Genomic DNA, 17152 nt, shown 5'->3' with positions numbered 1-17152 from the left:
CTGCTGGGAAGGGTTTTCAGCCCTGGTCGCGCAGACCGAGTTGAATCAGCAGCGGACCGGTCGGCCGTGACACCAGGTCGGCCACGGTCAGCGAGTCGAGCGAGGAGTAGAAGGCGTCCTGCGCCTGGCGCAGCGCGCGCCGCAACCGGCACGCACCGCGCAACGGGCACGGCGACTCGCCGTCGCACACTACGACTTCACCCTCCCCCTCAAGCTCACGCACCAGCCAACCCACCGAAGCCCGGTGCCCGAGGACGGTCAACTCCAGGCCGCCACCGCGCCCACGCCGCGCGTGCACGACACCGAGTTCGCCAAGACGCGAGACCGCCTTGGCCATGTGGGTGTACGGCACCTCGACCGCCTCCGCGACTTCGCGCGTGGTCAGCGCCTGGTTCTTCTCGGCGACCGCCAAGCGCATGACGGCGCGTAGCGCCAGATCGGTGAATCTCGTCAGCTGCACGAGGGTGACGCTATCAAATACGCATCTGAGATGAGTATTCAGGTCACCTCGCAGGGCCGAGCGGGTCGGCGGCGGCCAAACCCCGGCGACGCGCGGGGGAACGGACACGCGAGGGGGGTCGACACATGTCGACCCCCCTCCGCGCACAGCTCTCAGCCGGACGTGATGGCCGCCTCGGTGTCGCGCGACTGCGGCACCGGCGCGCCGACCGTCTCGTCCGCCTCGCCGAGGTCGACCAGGTCGCGGCCGCGCGTCTCCTTGGCGGCCAGGAGGGCGATGGCCGTGACCACCGCAGCCAGGGTGATGTACAGGGAGATCGGCGTCGAGTCACCGTACGAATCGAGCAGCGCGACGGCGATCAGCGGAGCGGGCGCCCCGGCCGCCACCGAGGCGAACTGCGCACCGATGGATGCCCCCGAGTAGCGCATCCGGGTGGCGAACATCTCGGAGAAGAAGGCGGCCTGCGGGGCGTACATGGCGCTGTGGAAGACCAGACCGACGGTGACGGCCAGCACCAGCGCCGGGAAGGACCGGGTGTCGAGGAGCCCGAAGAACACCCACGCCCACGCTCCGACACCGACCGCTCCGGCGAGGTAGAGCGGTTTGCGCCCGATGCGGTCGGACAGGGCGCCGAAGAGCGGTATCAGGCACAACTGCACGGCGGACGCGATGAGGACGGCGTTCAGCGCCTCCTGCTTGCGGATGTCGAGATGGCCGACGCAGTAGGTCAGGACGAATGTGGTGATCACGTAGTAGGAGATGTTCTCCGCCATCCGGGCGCCCATGGCGACGAGGATGTCGCGCCAGTGGTGGCGCAGCACGGCCGGCAGCGGGGGCTGCTCGGCGTCGCCCGCGGCCCTGCGCTGTTCGGCCTTGGCCAGGGCGTCCCGGAACACCGGCGACTCGTCGACGGACAGGCGGATCCACAGGCCGACCATGACCAGCGCCGCCGACAGCAGGAACGGGATGCGCCAGCCCCAGGCGACGAACGCCGCGTCGCTTTGCACGGTCGTCATCAAGGACAACACGCCGACCGCGAGCAGGTTCCCGGCGGGTGCCCCCGCCTGCGGCCAGGATGCCCAGAAGCCACGCCGTTTCGGGTCGCCGTGTTCGGAGACGAGCAGGACCGCGCCGCCCCACTCGCCGCCCAGGGCGAAACCCTGGACCAGACGCAGGGTGGTCAGCAGGATCGGCGCCGCGATGCCAATGCTGTTGTAGCCGGGGACACACCCGATCAGGGCGGTCGCGCCGCCATCAGCAGCAGACTGACCACGAGCAGCCGTTTGCGGCCGAGCCGGTCGCCGAAGTGGCCGAAGACCAGGGCGCCCACCGGGCGCGCGGCGAAGCCGATCGCGTAGGTGAGGAATGCGAGCAGGGTGCCGGTGAGCGGGTCGGACTTCGGGAAGAAGACCTTGCCGAAGACCAGGGCGGCGGCGGAGCCGTACAGGAAGTAGTCGTACCACTCGATGGTCGTGCCGATGAGGCCGGCCGCGACCACCTTCCGCACGACCCGGGGGTGCTGGGGCTGGGTTTGGGGTTCGCGGTGGTGCGGGGGTCGGCCATGAGGATCACCGTCTCGGTGGGGGCGGGAAGGAGGAGCCCGCGTGGGGCAGCGGCCGGCTCACATCGACCCGCCCCCGCGCCGCCGCCAAGGCGGCACGCAGGTCGAGGCGCGTGCCCGGTGTCACGGCGCCGATGCGCCCAACGGGCATCGACGCGGCGTGCGGCTCGGCCTCGTGCGCGGCTTGTCCGAGGCGCCGACCATTGATCCTGGAAATCGACAGGTCGGCGAACCCCCCGCGCCGCTCCGATAACATGATCGACTCACGACGATCGCCCGAGTGTCGTTCCCCACCCAGAAAACAATGCAATATAGCGCAAAGGGTGATCTATCTACTAAAATCTAACAAATCGGCCAAGTAATTGATATCAATAACATTGCGAATATTTTCGCGAATAAGTCGCAAAATCATGGTTTCCGTACGACCTCGGTCGCGGGCGATTCTGTGGGCCACTACGGGTGTGGCAGCCCTCGGATTTCTCATCACCTTGGAAATCGCCGCACGTCGCTACGGCCTACCGGGGCCGATCACCAACCAGGCGCGGGAGGTGATACTCGCTCCCGCTTCGGGGCCGCTGCTGTATGCCGGTTTGGCATTGATGATGGTTGTGCTCACCTGGCGGGAACGGTTTATCGCGGCCGGTGCCGCGATCGGCATCGATGTCGCATTCTGGCTGGCGCGGTGGGTGGTCGACGCCAGAATGAACTTCGGTAACGGCGCGTTGTGGGTGGTTTTGGGCTGCGCGGTCATTGCCGTCACGCGCCGTACCGGCCGGGAACGTGTCCTGCTGCTGAAAGGCGCCGGGCTGGGACTGCTGCTGGTGGCAGGCCACAAGACGGGCGATACCTGGCTGCTCATCACGTCGATGACCCGCCCGGCTGTGCTCGACCAGTACGTGGCGACCGCCGATCACGCGCTGGGTGACCCGTCGTGGCTGGCCGGCCGAATGGTCGAGGCCACCGGTCCGATCGGCGCCCACATTCTCGGCGGCGTCTATGGTCAGCTCCCGCTGGCAGCGGCCATCGTCGCGCTGTACCAACTGCGTGGCGTGGCGGTCGAGCGCCGCTTCCCGGGCCATCACCTGGTGCGCACCTTTCTGGTCATCGGTCTGCTCGGGCCGGGCATCTACATGATCTTCCCGGTGGTCGGGCCGATCTTCGCCTACGGCGCCGACGGCGGGCATTGGGCGGCGGCCAACCTGTGGCCGGATACGCCGCCGTCGATCGATACCCCGCATCCGATACGATTCGACGAGATCACCCCTCGCAACTGCATGCCCAGCTTGCACACGGCGTGGGCTACCACGATCTTCATTCATTCCCGCCGGGGCCCGCGGTTCTTCCGCTTCGCGGGAGCGTTCTGGCTGATTGCCACGCTCGGGGCCACGCTGGGATTCGGCTACCACTACGGCGTGGATCTCGTGGCCGGTGTGGTGTTCGCGCTCACGATCGAGGCAGCGATGCGCTCGCTCGACCGCGGCTGGGACCGGTCGGGAATCCGACTGGTCACCTACGGCGCGACGGTTTTCGCCGTGCTCTTGGTGTCGTATCGATATCTGCCGACGGAGATGGCCAGATATCCCTGGGTGTTTGGACCACTGCTTATTCTGGCGATGACCTCGGTCATCTACAGCTACGTGCGGACGACCAGGCTGTGGGACCCCGAGGCCGCGCCGGCGGAGCAACTGGAATCGCGACTCCTGCCGGCGTGATCGCCGTGCGCCCACGACCGCCCGATACGACCCGACCCGACCCGCTCTTCTTGCCGGCTCAGCGCCCAGGAGCCGCTCACCTCGGCGGTGGTCGAGGCGCCGCGGGGATTCGTCCCCGAGGCGCGCCGGCCGCCCGCACAGCCTGCCCAGGGCCGGGCGGAAGGCAGTCGCGGTCGTCACCGTGTCGACGCCGAGTGGTGAAGTCCCGCCGTCCCCGAAGGCGGCGCCGGTGACGGTCACGCGCGCCGGCTTCGCGGCGTGCCGACGAACTCGCGGTGCACGGCGCGGCCGGTGGGTCCCACACACCCGGTCGTCGGTCCGTGCACCGCTCGGGCCCTGTCGCCGGCCGCGCGGCGTCGAAGCCTTTCCAAATGTTTGGTCGATCCGGCGGCGGGCTACTCGAGTGCAGGCGCAGTGGGCGCGACAAGAGGAGGCCCTCATGGATCGCCCCGGCCGAGAGGCCCTCGCCGTGATCGGCACGGCCTGTCGTCTGCCCGGTGGCCTTTGCGAACCGGTGGCCGAACCGATCCGAATCCGCCGAGGGAGTGGGAGATGCCCGTCGAGACGACGCTGTCGTCGAAAGACGACCCGCCCAAGCTCGATGTCCGAAATCGCCTGTCCCCCACTCCCTTCGCCGTCCGCCACCGTGTTCTGGTCTCGGCTCTCGCCCTGCTCGTGACGGTCCTGGCCGGCTTCGTCGGTCACGATGTCGCGAGTCTCACCTCCTCGGGCGGACTCGTGCCGCCGGACGCCGAGTCCCTGCGCGCGGAGGAACTCCTGAACCGGGGCTTCGGCGCCGGCACCCCCGATCTGATCGCCCTGGCCCGGGTGCGGGCACCGGGCCGGGACGTGGACGCGCCCGAAGCGGCGGCAGCCGCGCGTCTCGTCGAGGAACGACTGGGCTCCGACCGCGAAGTGACCCGGGTGAGTTCATACTGGAGCACCGCCTCGGCGAACCTGCGCTCGGCGGACGGGCGCGCCGCGCTGATCCTCGCCTGGTTTCGCGGCGACGAGGCCGAGACGGCCCGAATCGCCGACCGGCTGACACCGCGCATCGCAGGGCGGACGGGACCACTGACGGTGTCGGTCGGCGGCGAAGCCGCCGTCCGGGCAATGGTCGACCGTCAATCGGCCCGGGACACCCGCACGAGCGAACTCGTCGCGCTGCCGGTGACCGCCACACTCCTGCTGCTGGTGTTCGGCTCGATGGTGGCCGCCGCGCTCCCGGTGGCCGTCGGCGTCTTCGCCGTCCTGGGCACCACCGCGGTGCTGCGCGCACTCTCCGACCACACCCACGTGTCCGTCTACGCACTGAGTATCAGTGCCGCGCTCGCCTTCGCGCTCACGATCGACTACAGCCTCTTCCTGGTCAGCCGTTTCCGCGAGGAGCGCCGCAAGGGGCAGGATTCGACACGGGCCCTGCACACCACCATGCACACCGCCGGACGAGCCGTGGCCTTCTCCGCCGCCACCGTCGCGTGCGGCATGGCCACCCTTCTGGTCTTTCCCCATCCGATGCTCCGCTCGATCGCGTGCGGCGGCGTCGTCGTAACCGCGATGGCCGCCCTCGGCAGCCTGGTGGTGCTGCCCGCCGCGCTCGCGCTGCTCGGTGACCGCCTCGAACGCTTCGACGTGTTCGCGCGTCGCCGCCGCGCGTCCGCGACCACGCGACCCCAGGACCGCGAGCCGTTGGGCGCCTGGGGTCGGATCGCCATGGTGATGATGCGCCACCCCCTGGCGGCGGGCATCCCCGTCGTCTGCGTCGTCCTCCTTCTGGCCGCCCCATTCACCCAGGCACGCTTCAGCGCGTTCGACGACCGCGTGCTGCCGGTCGGTGCCGACTCCGGACGCGTCGGCGACGCACTTCGCGAGGACTTCCCCGACGGGGCGCTTCGCGCGACCACCGTCGTGCTCCCTCAGCTCGACGGCCGAACCCGCGCCGGGGAACTCGACGACTACGCGCGCCGGATCTCCCTCCTGGGACGGGTGGCCCGGGTGCACACCGCGACCGGCGTCTACCGCGCCGGGAGCAACGTCGCCGCTCCGACCCCCGAATCGGCCCGGTTCCTCGCGACACCCGGCGCGTACCTGTCCGTCGTCACCCGAGGCGACCCGACCGACCCGGAGGTGGCCCAGGCGATCCGGAAGCTTCCCTCACCCGCCCTGATCCGGGTGGGCGGCCCCGGCGCCAGGGTCGCCGACGTGCGAGGTCCGATCGCGGCTCGACTACCCCTGGCCCTGACCCTCGTGGCGCTGACGATGTTCGTTCTGGTCCTGGCACTCACCCGCCGGCCGGTCCTCGCGATCAAGGCCCTGGCGCTGAACACGCTCAGCCTGTGCGCGACGTTCGGCGCGCTGGTGCTCGTCTTCCAACAGGGGCATCTCCGGTGGCTGGTGGGCGACTTCCCGGTCACCGGCACGATGGACGTGCTGCTCCCGATCGTGGTGTTCTGCATCGCCTTCGGGCTTTCCATGGACTACGAGTGCATCCTGCTGTCCCGCATCGTCGAGGAACACCGGACGGGCGCCGACACGGTGACCGCCGTCGCCCGCGGAGTCGACCGCACGGGCCGCCTGTTCACCTGGTCCGCCACCATCCTCGCCGCGGTCATGGTCGCCTTGGCAACCTCCGGCCTGATCTTCCTCAAGGCGGTCGGTGTCGGGCTGGCCCTGGCCGCACTCCTCGACGCGACCGTCGTCCGCGGCCTGCTGGTCCCGGCGGTCATGCGCCTGGCCGGTCGCGCCAATTGGTGGACGCCCACCCGTCCGCGCAAGGCAAAGACCGCCGGTAGCGTGCGCGACCGCCGGTGGTGGATCGGGCGCGTGATGGGGTCGGACATGGCGGCGAGGAGCGCACTTGTGAAGTCGACGGCCACGCGACTCGGACGCGCGAACCGCAGGAGCTCCGCATAGGGCGGTTCGGCGAGTCACTCCCCTCGGGTGGTGCGCCAGGCTCACCGGCCGCGGGACAACAGCGGCTTGGGCGGGTGCAGGTGCTCGGGCAACAGGTCGAGATGCTGCCTGGCCTGCTCGGCAACGGGGCTGCGGGGAAAATGCTCGACGATGTGCTGCCAGATGTCCCGGGCGTGGTCGGTGTCCCGGCGCCGATGTCGGAGTCGGAGGGACCGCGCTTCCAGTGCGCACGCGAGGTGTGCCCATTCCTGAGCGTCACCCCCGGAATCCTTCACGGCCTTCTCCAACAAATCGACGGCCTCGCCGATCCGGCCCTCCCGGTAGGCGACCCACCCACCGGCGTCCTCGCACACCGCCTGTCCGCCGAGGTCCAGGACGCCCGGCGCGCTCGCCAGGGACTCGTCCGCGAGTTCGTGCGCTCTGGCAAGGTTGATGCCATGCTCCGCGTAGAACATCGCGAGGCCTGCCGTCAGGCTGACCAGCGCGGCGTGCAGCGTGTACTCCTCGTCCGCGCCGTGTGACCCCTTCAGCCGGGCCGAGCAGGCCTCCCGAGCCTCGATCAGCTCCTGCTCCACCTCCCGCGGCTGCTCACTTCCGGCCATCAGGTGAGCGATCCGCTCGTGGTGCTGCGAGGTATTCGGCTGCTCGGTCGTGCCACCAATGGCGCGCAGGGCGACGATGGCCTCGTCCGAACGGCCCAGGAGATCCAGCACGGTGGCCAGCTCCTCGTGCATCCACGCCTCCAGGTCCGCGCTCAGCGACGCCTCGCGCGTGGCTTTGACCAACTCCTCCCGGGCCCGGTCGAGGAGCCTTTCGCTGTCGCCGTCCGGCGACGTCTCAGCCTGTTTGCGGTAGGTACGCACCAGCTCCAGCCGGGCGAGGTCCCGTTGCTCCCCGGCGGGCAGGAGCTCGATCAGCCGGAGCAGCGTCTGATTCGCCAGGTCGTACTGGGCCCGCTGGTCCCGGTACAGCAGAGCCAGTGTGAAACGCGGATAGGCGTACAACGGGGCCAGTTTCAGGGAATCACGACAGTCCCGTACGGCATCGCCGACGCGGCCCTGACGCGCGTACACCGCCGCCCGCCCCGCGATCGCACGCGCACGCGTGGGCAGGTCCGGCGGTTCGGCGGACAGTTCCGCCAGCCGCTCCCAGCCCTGGAGTCCGGTGCCGTATCGGGGGCGGACGGTCTTGGGTGACGTGTTGATGGCCACGCTGTAGCTCCTGACGGCCTGTCCGTAGTTGTCCAAGGCGTCGTCTCGCGCCCCGCTTCGGACTGTGAGTCGGCGAGAGCAGCGCGTGCGTCGGCGAGTTCCACGTACCACAGCGGGGGATTCTCCAACGTCGAGGACGGCTCGTGTCCGACGGCCTTCGTGAGGTGATCGACCGCTTTCCGCCAATGGGCGCGCTGTTCGTCGGAGGGACGGATCATCGACGCCATCGATGCGTACAGCAGTCCGATCTCCCTGGCGACGAAGGACACTTCGGGCCGCGTTCCGCCGCGCTCGCCGCGCAGCTCCTCGACGGCGTCCAAGCCCTCACGCAGATGTACCCCATTGCCTGCTTGTTGCGCCTCGCGGGCATCGTTCCACGCCTGCGCCCAGCGCAGAGTGAAGCGCTTCTCCCAGCCGGGGGCGCCAGGAGCGGGGCTTTCGGGCGACGGCCACTGCTCGTCGACGATCCGGCGCACGTCCTCCCTACCCGGTTCCAGGGCCAACGCCTTGCCCGCGAGCGACCGGGCGGCGGTCGCGTCGGGTGCGACCAAAGCGAGCAGGAGCCAGGCCACGGCGTCGTCGGGATGCTGGTGCGCCGCCAGGATGAAGAGGTCGGCGGCCTGTTCCCGGGCCTCGCCGTCGGTCCCTGTGATGGCGGTGAACAACACACCGATGTCCTTGGCCGTGCGTGATGGTTCTGGGGATCCCGCTGCACGGCCTCCAAATACGCGAGCCGCGCGGCGTCGTTGTCGCCGTACTTCAACAGCATGCGGCCCCGAAGCACATGGAACTCCGGCACGTCAGGGGCCCAACGGATCGCCATATGGATGAGGCGCTCGGCCTCTTCGACACAGTCCCACCGGGTCCGGCCGCACGCGCCGCCCGCGAACTCGAACCAGCACTCGGACTCCAAGCCGACGACGTGGGCGATCCGCTCGGTCAGCGGCCGCACCGCGGTCGTGTCCCCCTCGCGCACCAGCCTTCGGGCCCGCTCGTCGATCAGATCCTGTTCCGCGCGGCGGAAGAGCCGCAGCGCCTCGCGCACCATGTGGTTCGGCTTCCCCCCGCGCGTCGTGCGTTGCCGCTGCCGGCGGCCCTGCTTCAGTAGCGCGACCCCGAGCCAGTACGAGGCGAGGGCGCTCTCCATCGGATGTGTGCCGGAAGGCTGCTTGAGCGCGCTACCGGCTGACTGGATCGCCTGCTTCAGGAGGTCGGACCGCTTGTTCGCGTCGACATCCGGACGGTCGGCCTGCTCGATGAACGCTCTGGCCAGTTGCACGCGGGCCGGCGCCATCGTCGGGTCGAGGGCGATCGCCTTCTGCCACATGAGCGGCGGCCCGCACCACACCGCCTCCGACATCTCAAGGCCGATGTCCGTACGGACGCGCCGCTGCTCGCGGTAGACCAGGCCGAGGTTGTGGTAGGCGGCGGCGTACCCCGGACTGTGCGCCAGGGCCGCGCGAAAATGGTCCTCCGCCTCGTCGAGGTGTTGCAGTACGCCTTCCTGCTGGAAGGTCTTGTGACTGTCCAGGCCGTCCACCAACCGCTGGAAACTGTCGACGTCGGCACCCGACGCCGAAGCCCCCGGCCGCTCCAGTTCGATGCGATGGGCCAGTTGCCACGCAAGGCGCCCGCCGGCTCGGCGGGCGTCGCCGTCGGTCGTCACCTGCGCCGTCCAGGTACGCCCGCGCAGCCCGGACTGGGACGCGACGACCCGCAATACCCCATCCGCCTCCACCAGCGATCCCTGAAGCGTTCGGCCGGGCCCTCTCGAGCCAGGTCAGCACGGTACCCACCTGAAGTTGCAGCGGGCCCAGGGTGACCGTGCCGACCTCCGTGGTCCTGGCGTCCCCGTGCAATCCGGTGGCCACCACCCCGGTCTTGAACAGAGCCCTGGCCGAGGACCGCCGAACCATGTCGCCCCGCTGCCCGGCCGGGTTGAGCACATCGGCAGCCGTCATGAACGGCTCCTGCCGGACCAGTTCCGCAATCCGCTCGATCTCGCCGTCCAGGAGTTCGGCGAACCCCGCCGCGACCCGGTCCGCCTGCCCGGTACCGTCCTCGTCGACCAGGTTCTTGAAGGGGAGGATCCGCACCGGCCGGGCGTCTCGGCGGACAGCCGGCAGCAGGATCACGGCCAAGCCGACAGCGACCCACATGCTCAGGGACATGTTCCGGGACAGGAATCCCACGGCTCCTGTCACCGTCAGCGCGACGAGCACGGCGGCGATCACCAGGATGCATACGTTGGTGCTGCGCGCCGCCCACAGCAGCCGCGCTATCCGCCGTCCCCGACGCGCTCCGGTCAGCGGCCGGGACCCTGCGATGCGGAAGGACTCCCTGACGAGATGCTTGACCGAGGGCATGATCATGCCCCCTCTCCCGCTGCCCACTCTTCGTCAATGCTCCTTCTCTTCCAGCGTGCACCGGGAACGTGTCGGGAGCAATTCCGGCACCACGGGCGACGCGCAACTCGCGGTCGACGTAGCCGACTTCGAGACGTGGCAGGCGTTCCGCACGGGTGTTGTAGTGGCCCGCGCGACCCCTGGCCGCCGCCAACGCGCCGATGACGCGTCCGCCGTGACAGTCCGCGATGCGCGGCGGGCGCGGCGGATTCCATCCGACTGGCCACGTAGAGTGCCCGTAAGTGTTCAGTGGGCGATCGGGTGCGGCCTCCTTGTCGATACCCGCCGGGCAGGCGGGAGTCGGGCACTGGTTGACTGGGGTGCGTGAGTACAGACCTTTGGCAGATAGGTGGACTCGACCTCGACGGCTACCTCGCGCGGCTCGGCCTCCCGGCGCGGCCGCCGGGGCGGGAGGCATTGGACGAGTTGCACGAAGCGCACGTCCGGGCATTCACGTTCGACAACATCGACGTCTTCCTCGGGCAGCCCGGCGAAGTGGAACTGGGGGCTGTGCAAGAGAAGTTCGTGGGCCGGGGTCGGGGCGGCTACTGCTTCGAGCACTCGACGCTCTTCGCGGCCGTGCTGGAGCGGCTGGGCTACGACGTACGCCGCCATCTCGGGCGCGTCGGCGACCCGGCCGACGGCGGCCTGCAGGGCCGGACCCACATGGTCGTCGAAGCAGTGCTGGACGGGCAGCGGCTGCTGTGCGACCCGGGATTCGGGATGAGCGTGCTGCGCCCGATCCCGCTGGCGGACGGCACGCAGGACGACCACCTCGGCTGGCGCTACCGCATCGACCACTCCGACGGCGGGTGGGAAATGCGCCGCCTGCGCGACGACGGCTGGCTGATGATGCACTCCACCGACGAACTGGCCGTGCTGCCCGTCGACGTCGAGATCGGCCACTACTACACGAGCACCCATCCGACGTCGCACTTCAAGCGCACGCTGATGGTCACCCGCCACCTGCCCGACCGGCACGTCACCGTCACTCACGCCACGCTCACGGTGCGCCGGGTGGACGCGCCCACCGAGCACCGCCCGCTCCGCGACGGCGAACTCGCCGACTGGCTGCGCGTCCTGGAGGTCCCGCTCACGACGGACGAGGAACAGCGCCTCCTCGAGCGAGCCGCCGAGGCGGCCGCGCCAACGCCGTGAGCGCACGCCTGCCCGCGCCGACGTGGCCGCGCTCGGATAGCCGGAAGCTGTCGGCCGTGTAGCCGATCCGCGCGCATCGCCGACGGCATCGCCACGTCCCGCGGCAACATCGCGACGTCCACCGCCGTGTCCGAGACCAGGGTGAGCCGGAACGGGCAGGCTGCCTCCCTATTCGGAGTGCGGAGGGCTCAGCCGGCGCGCACGCTTGAGACAGGGCAACACGATGCCGACCCGGGGCAGGAAGACGCCCAGGTACGTGCGGGCTGTCGCGGGACCGGGAAAGAGGTCGGGAAGCCCCGATGGCCCCCCGCTGAGGCGGCCTGCGGTACGACGTCGAGGCACCGACCCCCGCCGGCAGGCCGCAAGAGGCGCAATACGCCTTCGTCAGGATGCCGACCTACGCCAACCGCGTAGGCCCGTTCGCCGAGGAGATCGGCCCGCCGGGCGAGCAACCGGGCAGCTGCCCCTGAGGTGTTCACACCTCGTATTGACCGCCGCGGCCATCGCCCCCGGCAGGCAGCTCGACAAGGCAGAAGGAGGCGACACGGGTGACTGAAGCGGACGCCGCAGGACGAACGTCCAGTACGCTGCGCGGCGTACTGGTCCCGCTCGCCCTCGCGCAGTTCATCTGCAGCTTCGCCGGTTCGAACATGAACGTGATGATCAACGACATCAGCACGGACCTGGACACGAGCGTGCAGGGAGTGCAGGTCGCGATCACGATCTTTCTTCTGGTCATGGCGGCGCTGATGATCCCGGGCGGCAAGCTGACCGACCGCTACGGCCGCAAGCGGTGCTTCCTGGTCGGTCTCGTCGTGTACGGCGTCGGCGCCTTGCTGAGCGCGGCCGCCCCGAACCTGGGTGTCCTCATCCTCGGCAACTCGATTCTCGAAGGTGTCGGCACGGCGCTGCTCATCCCGCCCGTCTACATCCTCGCGACGCTTCTTTTCACGGAAATGGCCTCACGCGCCCGCGCGTTCGGGGCCATCATGGCGCTGGGAGGCATCGGCGCCGCCGCAGGACCGCTGATCGGGGGACTCATCACCTCGGGCATCAGCTGGCGGGCCGCCTTCGTGTTCCAGGCGCTGGTGATCGCATTGATCATCATGCTGAGCCGCCGGATCAAGGACCCTCTGCCGCCTGATCCCACGCGCCGCTTCGACACCCTCGGAGCGATCCTTTCGGCCGTCGGCCTGATCCTCATCGTCATGGGGATCCTGGCAGCCGACAACAACGCCTGGTTGATGGTCGGTCTCCTCGTCCTGGGCGCACTCGTACTGCTGTTGTTCTTCCGCTCGGTCCGGGCCAAGGAGCAGGCCGGTGAGGAGCCGCTTCTGTCGACGAGCGTGTTCCGTAACCACACCTCCAACCTCGGGCTCATCACACAGAACATCCAGTGGTTGCTGCTCATGGGCACGTCGTTCGTCGTCGCGGCCTATCTCCAGGTCGTGCGCGAATACAACGCGATCCAGACCGGTGTGATCTTCACGGCGGCCACGCTCGGCCTGCTCGTGTCGTCACTGGCCGCCGAACGTCTGGCGAAACGGTACGCACAGCGCACCCTCATCATGACGGGCTTCGTCGTGACGATCGCCGGGATCGGGGTCCTGCTGGCCACGGTGAGCGGCTCTCCGAGCGCCTGGGCCTTCGCGCCCGGGCTGCTGCTGATCGGCCTGGGTCTCGGTGTGATGCTGACCCCGTCGGTCAACGTCGTGCAGTCGAGCTTCTCCGAGGAGCGGCAGGGCGAGATCTCCGGGCTCTCACGCAGCGTGTCCAACCTCGGGTCATCGCTCGGAACCGCGGTCGCCGGCACCATCCTCGTCTCCGGCCTCACCGCCCATGCCTACGCCGCCGCGATGATCACACTGGCAGTCCTGGGGCTCGCCGGGCTCGCCGCCGCGGTGTTCCTCCCGCACGGCCCGATCGCGAGTGCCACTGCTCCTACGCCGCACGAACCCGCCTGAACCGTCTTCGCATCCGACACGCATGGCGGCACCGGCGGGAACCAGGACGGAGGGGGCGGGTCGTGGAGGTGTAGCCGGCCGTGGCGACGGGGCGGGGAGTCGGCACGACGTTCGCGGCGCCGGATCCGGTCCGCGATCGTCTCGATCCGCCGGTCGACCAGCGCACCCCGGTCGCCGGAACCCCCTACTCCAGCGGTTGCGGAGCAGCGCGGGCCGGGGTGCACTGGCAGAAAGGACAAGATCGTGGGGCCGCGCGTGGCCCGGGCCGAGCGCGCATGTCCTGTGCGTCCCCCGGTCGTAGCCCTGCACGATAGGAGTCACCCGAATGGACGACTACCCGCTCCTCAACGCCTTCCTGACGATGTTGTGGCTGTTCCTGTGGATCCTGTGGTTCTTCCTGCTGTTCCGGATCATCACGGACGTTCTCCGCGACGACAGCCTGAGCGGCTGGGCCAAGACCGGGTGGATGGTCTTCGTGATCCTGCTGCCGTTCCTGGGTGTGTTCGTGTACGTCATCGCCCGCGGTACGGGCATGGGCAAGCGCGACGTCGCCCACGCCAAGCAGCAGAACGAGGCGTTCCAGGCGTACGTTCGCGAAGCCGCCGGCACCAATCAGGGGAACAGCCGCGTCGAGGAACTCTCGAAGTTGGCGCAACTCAAGAGCAACGGCGACATCTCCGCCGAGGAGTTCGAACGGGCCAAGCAGAAACTGCTTGCCTGACCCGCCCCGGGGATTGCGAGTCACGAGATGCCGCCTCTCCGACAGGCGGCGGCCCCTCCGGCCTTCTACCGTGGGATGGTGTCCCATCTCACCGGCTCGTCCGACAGATCGCGGGGCCGCGGCGCGCCCCGCACGTCCCGGACCGACTACGCCGGTGCTGTGTACGGGTCTTTGCTCGCGGCCTCCGTCGTGGCCACCGCCGGGACCCTGGGCCAGTACCCGCGACTCCAGCTCGTCCTCCTGCTCATCGTCACGGGTCTGGTGTTCTGGGCCGCGCACGTCTACGCGCACCTGGTGGGTGAGCGGCTGGTCGGTGAAAGCTGGACCTGGACGGAGGTACGCCGCGTCGCGGGCCACGAGTGGTCCATCGTCGAAGCCTCCGCCCTGCCTGCCGCGGCAGTGGCCGTCAGCCCCCTTTTCGGGCTGGGCCTGAGCAGCACCGCGTGGCTCGCCCTCGGCGTCGCCGTGCTCCAGCAGGTCCTGTGGGCGTCCCTGGGGGCCGCCGCGGCCGGCGCCGGTCGCGGCCAGGTGGCAGCCGAGGGCGCGGTGAATCTCGTACTCGGTCTGATCATCGTCGTCGCCAAAGCGGCGCTGGGGCACTGACCACGACGGTGTGGGGCGGCGGGGCGGGCGCGGTCGCCACTACGGCTTTGCCGAGCGGGGCTGGGTTGTCGGGATCCGCCCGGTGAAGAACATGGCGAGAAGCGCGACAAGGGCGAGGACGGCGAGTGCGGCGCGCAGGCCGTCGAGCCTGGCCGCGGTATTCGCCTCGACGGCAGCCCGCGCCACCTCCGGCGTCGTGCCGGCCTTGTCGAGGGCAGAGGTGAGCTGGTCGTCCGACAGAAACGGCAAGCCGCCCTCGAGTTCCACGGTCGCCCGGCTCGTGACCGCGGCGGGGATCGCCTGGTTCTGCTCGATGCTGGTCAGAAACGACGTCGTCATGGCGGCGATCAGGATCGACCCGGCGAGTGCCGTGCCGATCGAGGCGCCGAGGTTGGTGACGGCGTTCTGGACGCCGCCGACCTCCGTACTCTGTTCGTCCGACACCGCGGACACGGTGACCGATCCGAGCTGCGACGCCAACGCGCCCATGCCGAATCCGATCAGCAGCAGGGGCACGGTGACGATCTCGGCGCCCGCGTCCGCGTCGAGCGCGGCCATCAAGGCCACCGCGCCGGCGAGCAGCGCAAGGATTCCGATCCGCACCACGCGCCGCGGCGAGACGTTCGGAAGGAACCGCGGGATCAGGATCGCGGCAGCCAGCAGCGTGAGCGACAGAGGCAGAATGCGTGCTCCGGTCGCCAGCGCGGACAGGCCCAAGGCGATCGACAAGTAGAGCGGTACGACGAAGAACACGCCCATCTGCACGAGGTATTGGAAGAAGAACATCGTCAAGCCGCCGGTGAACTGCCGATTGCGCAGCACGGACGGATCCACGAGCGGCTCCCCGCCCCGTGCCGTCAGACGGGCCTCCCAGGACAGGAAGAGCCGGATGAGGGCCAGGCCGGACAGCATCAGCCAGACGACCATCGAGATCCCGAGCCAGGCCGGCGCGTCGGGCTTCGGCTGGAACCATCCCCATTCGGCCGACCGGAGCACGCCGAAGACGAAGGTTCCGAGCCCACCGGCGGACAGCACCGCCCCGACGACGTCGATGCGCGCGCGTCCCCCGGTCGGCGCATCGGCGATCCGGCCGCCGAGCACCAGGATCACCAACACGATGACGACCTCGCCGGCGAAGACCCAGCGCCAGGAGAAGTACGTCGTCGCCACACCACCGATCAGCGGCCCCACCGCAATCGCCGCAGCCCCCGCAGCCGCGACGAGCCCGTATGCGAAGGGGCGGCGCTCCACCGGGAAGTTGCCGGCCACCAGCGCCACGATCGCGGGCAGGATGAGCGCCGCCCCGACTCCCTCCAGGAGTGCCCACCCGAGCAGGAGCACCGGCAGGTTCGGGGCGACCGCCGTCGTCAGGGAACCACAGCCGTAGATGCCGCAGCCGATCATGAACGCGCGCCGACGGCCGATGAGCCCGCCGACCTTGCCTCCGGGAATCATGAGCATCGCCATCACGAGCGTGTAGGCCGTGATCGCGCCTTGGATCCCGGTCACTGTCGTGCCCACGTCCTCGGCCACCGTGGCGATCGAGACATTCATGACGGAGCTGTCGAGTGCCATCAGGAACTGCCCCAGGACAAGCGGCAGCAGAACCAGTCCCGGCCCCGTCGGAGGCCCCGGTTTCCCCGCGTCGGCTGCCATGAACAGATCGTCCCAACGGCACGCGCGAGCACAGGCCTGCCCCGCCGCAATGTCAACCGGATGGAGGCGCCGTCACCGCCGGGCACGGTGGCGGCGCCCGATTCGCGGTCGAACGATGGTTTCGTCGCTCCCCGGGGCCGATCGGCGGCCGAGATGCGCCCCCACCCATCCGCTGGTGCAATGGCGGAGGCGACGGTCACCGGTCGACCCCGACCCCCGAACCATCCCGCGCACCTCGCAAGCGCAGGGGCGAATGGAACCGGCACACCGCTCCCATGAGCCGACCAGACGAGGAGCCGACGTGAGCGACGAACCCATCGAGCCCGGACCGATCGACTACCTGGTGATCGAGTTCCCGGGAAGTCGGATGACCGGCGAGGGGCTGCCCCTCCTGATCGATCTGGTCGACCGGGGCATCATCCGAATCCTGGACCTGATCTTCGTCACGAAGGGCTTGGACGGATCGGTCCGAGGCGTCGAACTCGCCGATCTGGCCGGAGACAACCACCTCGACCTCGCCGCCTTCGATGGGGTCTCCTCGGGCCTGCTCGGCCAGGACGAGATCGAGGACGTGAGCGCGGTCCTGGAACCCGGCAGCTCGGCGGCCATCCTCGTCTACGAGAACGTGTGGGCAGGCCCGCTCGCGGCCGCCCTGCGCCGCAGCGGAGCCCGGCTCGTCGCCGACGGGCGTATCCCGGTCCAGGAGATCCTGGCCTCGCTCGACGCCACCGAGTCCAAGGCCTGAATCGTCGCCGAGCACCTCCCCCAAGCCGGTCAAGGAGATAAAC

Annotated in this window: 12 protein-coding genes and 1 pseudogene; 7 read left to right on the top strand and 6 right to left on the bottom strand. The window is 69.5% G+C overall.

The features are described from left to right. Window positions 1-16 precede the first annotated feature (16 nt). Both ABZS54_RS06385 and ABZS54_RS06380 read right to left on the bottom strand, forming a co-directional pair. A complete protein-coding gene (locus tag ABZS54_RS06385) occupies window positions 17-460 on the bottom strand; it encodes an Rrf2 family transcriptional regulator (RefSeq protein ID WP_355531658.1) in 444 nt (147 codons plus the stop codon). Window positions 461-612: 152 nt separating this feature from the next. Further along, window positions 613-1967 (bottom strand): annotated as a pseudogene (locus ABZS54_RS06380) (MFS transporter). Window positions 1968-2431: 464 nt separating this feature from the next. Here ABZS54_RS06380 and ABZS54_RS06375 point away from each other — a divergent pair. Continuing rightward, window positions 2432-3733: a phosphatase PAP2 family protein gene (locus ABZS54_RS06375; RefSeq protein WP_355531656.1), complete on the top strand. Its 1302-nt coding sequence runs from the start codon at window positions 2432-2434 to the stop codon at window positions 3731-3733. Window positions 3734-4285: 552 nt separating this feature from the next. Next, complete coding sequence (locus ABZS54_RS06370; protein WP_355531654.1) at window positions 4286-6646, top strand: MMPL family transporter; 2361 nt, start codon at window positions 4286-4288, stop codon at window positions 6644-6646. 41 nt (window positions 6647-6687) lie between these two features. Here the strand turns inward: ABZS54_RS06370 and ABZS54_RS06365 are convergent, their stop codons facing one another. Next, a complete protein-coding gene (locus tag ABZS54_RS06365; protein ID WP_355531652.1) occupies window positions 6688-7857 on the bottom strand; it encodes a hypothetical protein in 1170 nt (389 codons plus the stop codon). A gap of 214 nt (window positions 7858-8071) precedes the next feature. Continuing rightward, the gene (locus ABZS54_RS06360) at window positions 8072-9523 is read right to left on the bottom strand and encodes a tetratricopeptide repeat protein (protein WP_355531650.1); all 1452 of its coding nucleotides are present in this window, start codon (window positions 9521-9523) and stop codon (window positions 8072-8074) included. Window positions 9524-10586: 1063 nt separating this feature from the next. Here ABZS54_RS06360 and ABZS54_RS06355 point away from each other — a divergent pair. Continuing rightward, a complete protein-coding gene (locus ABZS54_RS06355) occupies window positions 10587-11420 on the top strand; it encodes an arylamine N-acetyltransferase (RefSeq protein ID WP_355531648.1) in 834 nt (277 codons plus the stop codon). Window positions 11421-11895: 475 nt separating this feature from the next. Here ABZS54_RS06355 and ABZS54_RS06350 read toward each other — a convergent pair whose 3' ends face one another. After that, window positions 11896-12093: a hypothetical protein gene (locus ABZS54_RS06350; RefSeq protein ID WP_355531759.1), complete on the bottom strand. Its 198-nt coding sequence runs from the start codon at window positions 12091-12093 to the stop codon at window positions 11896-11898. Here ABZS54_RS06350 and ABZS54_RS06345 point away from each other — a divergent pair. From ABZS54_RS06345 to ABZS54_RS06335, 3 genes are all read left to right on the top strand, one after another. After that, window positions 12071-13384, top strand: coding sequence for an MFS transporter (locus tag ABZS54_RS06345; RefSeq protein ID WP_355531755.1), 1314 nt, complete (start codon window positions 12071-12073; stop codon window positions 13382-13384). The two genes, ABZS54_RS06350 and ABZS54_RS06345, sit on opposite strands and share 23 nt — an antisense overlap. Before the next feature lie 325 nt (window positions 13385-13709). Then, a complete protein-coding gene (locus tag ABZS54_RS06340) occupies window positions 13710-14105 on the top strand; it encodes an SHOCT domain-containing protein (protein ID WP_355531646.1) in 396 nt (131 codons plus the stop codon). A 159-nt stretch (window positions 14106-14264) separates the two neighbouring features. Next, window positions 14265-14708, top strand: a complete 444-nt coding sequence (locus tag ABZS54_RS06335) for a hypothetical protein (protein ID WP_355531644.1) — start codon at window positions 14265-14267, stop codon at window positions 14706-14708. Between the two features lie 39 nt (window positions 14709-14747). On the opposite strand, the gene ABZS54_RS06330 is transcribed toward ABZS54_RS06335, so the two are convergent. Further along, window positions 14748-16364 (bottom strand): MFS transporter, encoded by a 1617-nt coding sequence (locus ABZS54_RS06330; protein ID WP_355531642.1) that lies wholly within the window; start codon window positions 16362-16364, stop codon window positions 14748-14750. 301 nt (window positions 16365-16665) lie between these two features. On the opposite strand from ABZS54_RS06330, the gene ABZS54_RS06325 reads away from it, so the two are divergent. After that, complete coding sequence (locus ABZS54_RS06325) at window positions 16666-17109, top strand: DUF6325 family protein (protein WP_355531640.1); 444 nt, start codon at window positions 16666-16668, stop codon at window positions 17107-17109. Window positions 17110-17152 lie beyond the last annotated feature (43 nt).

This window comes from Embleya sp. NPDC005575 (assembly GCF_040605455.1).
Lineage (GTDB): Bacteria > Actinomycetota > Actinomycetes > Streptomycetales > Streptomycetaceae > Embleya.
Note: the sequence above shows the minus strand (reverse complement) of the source record. Positions and strands in the feature narration are given on the sequence as shown.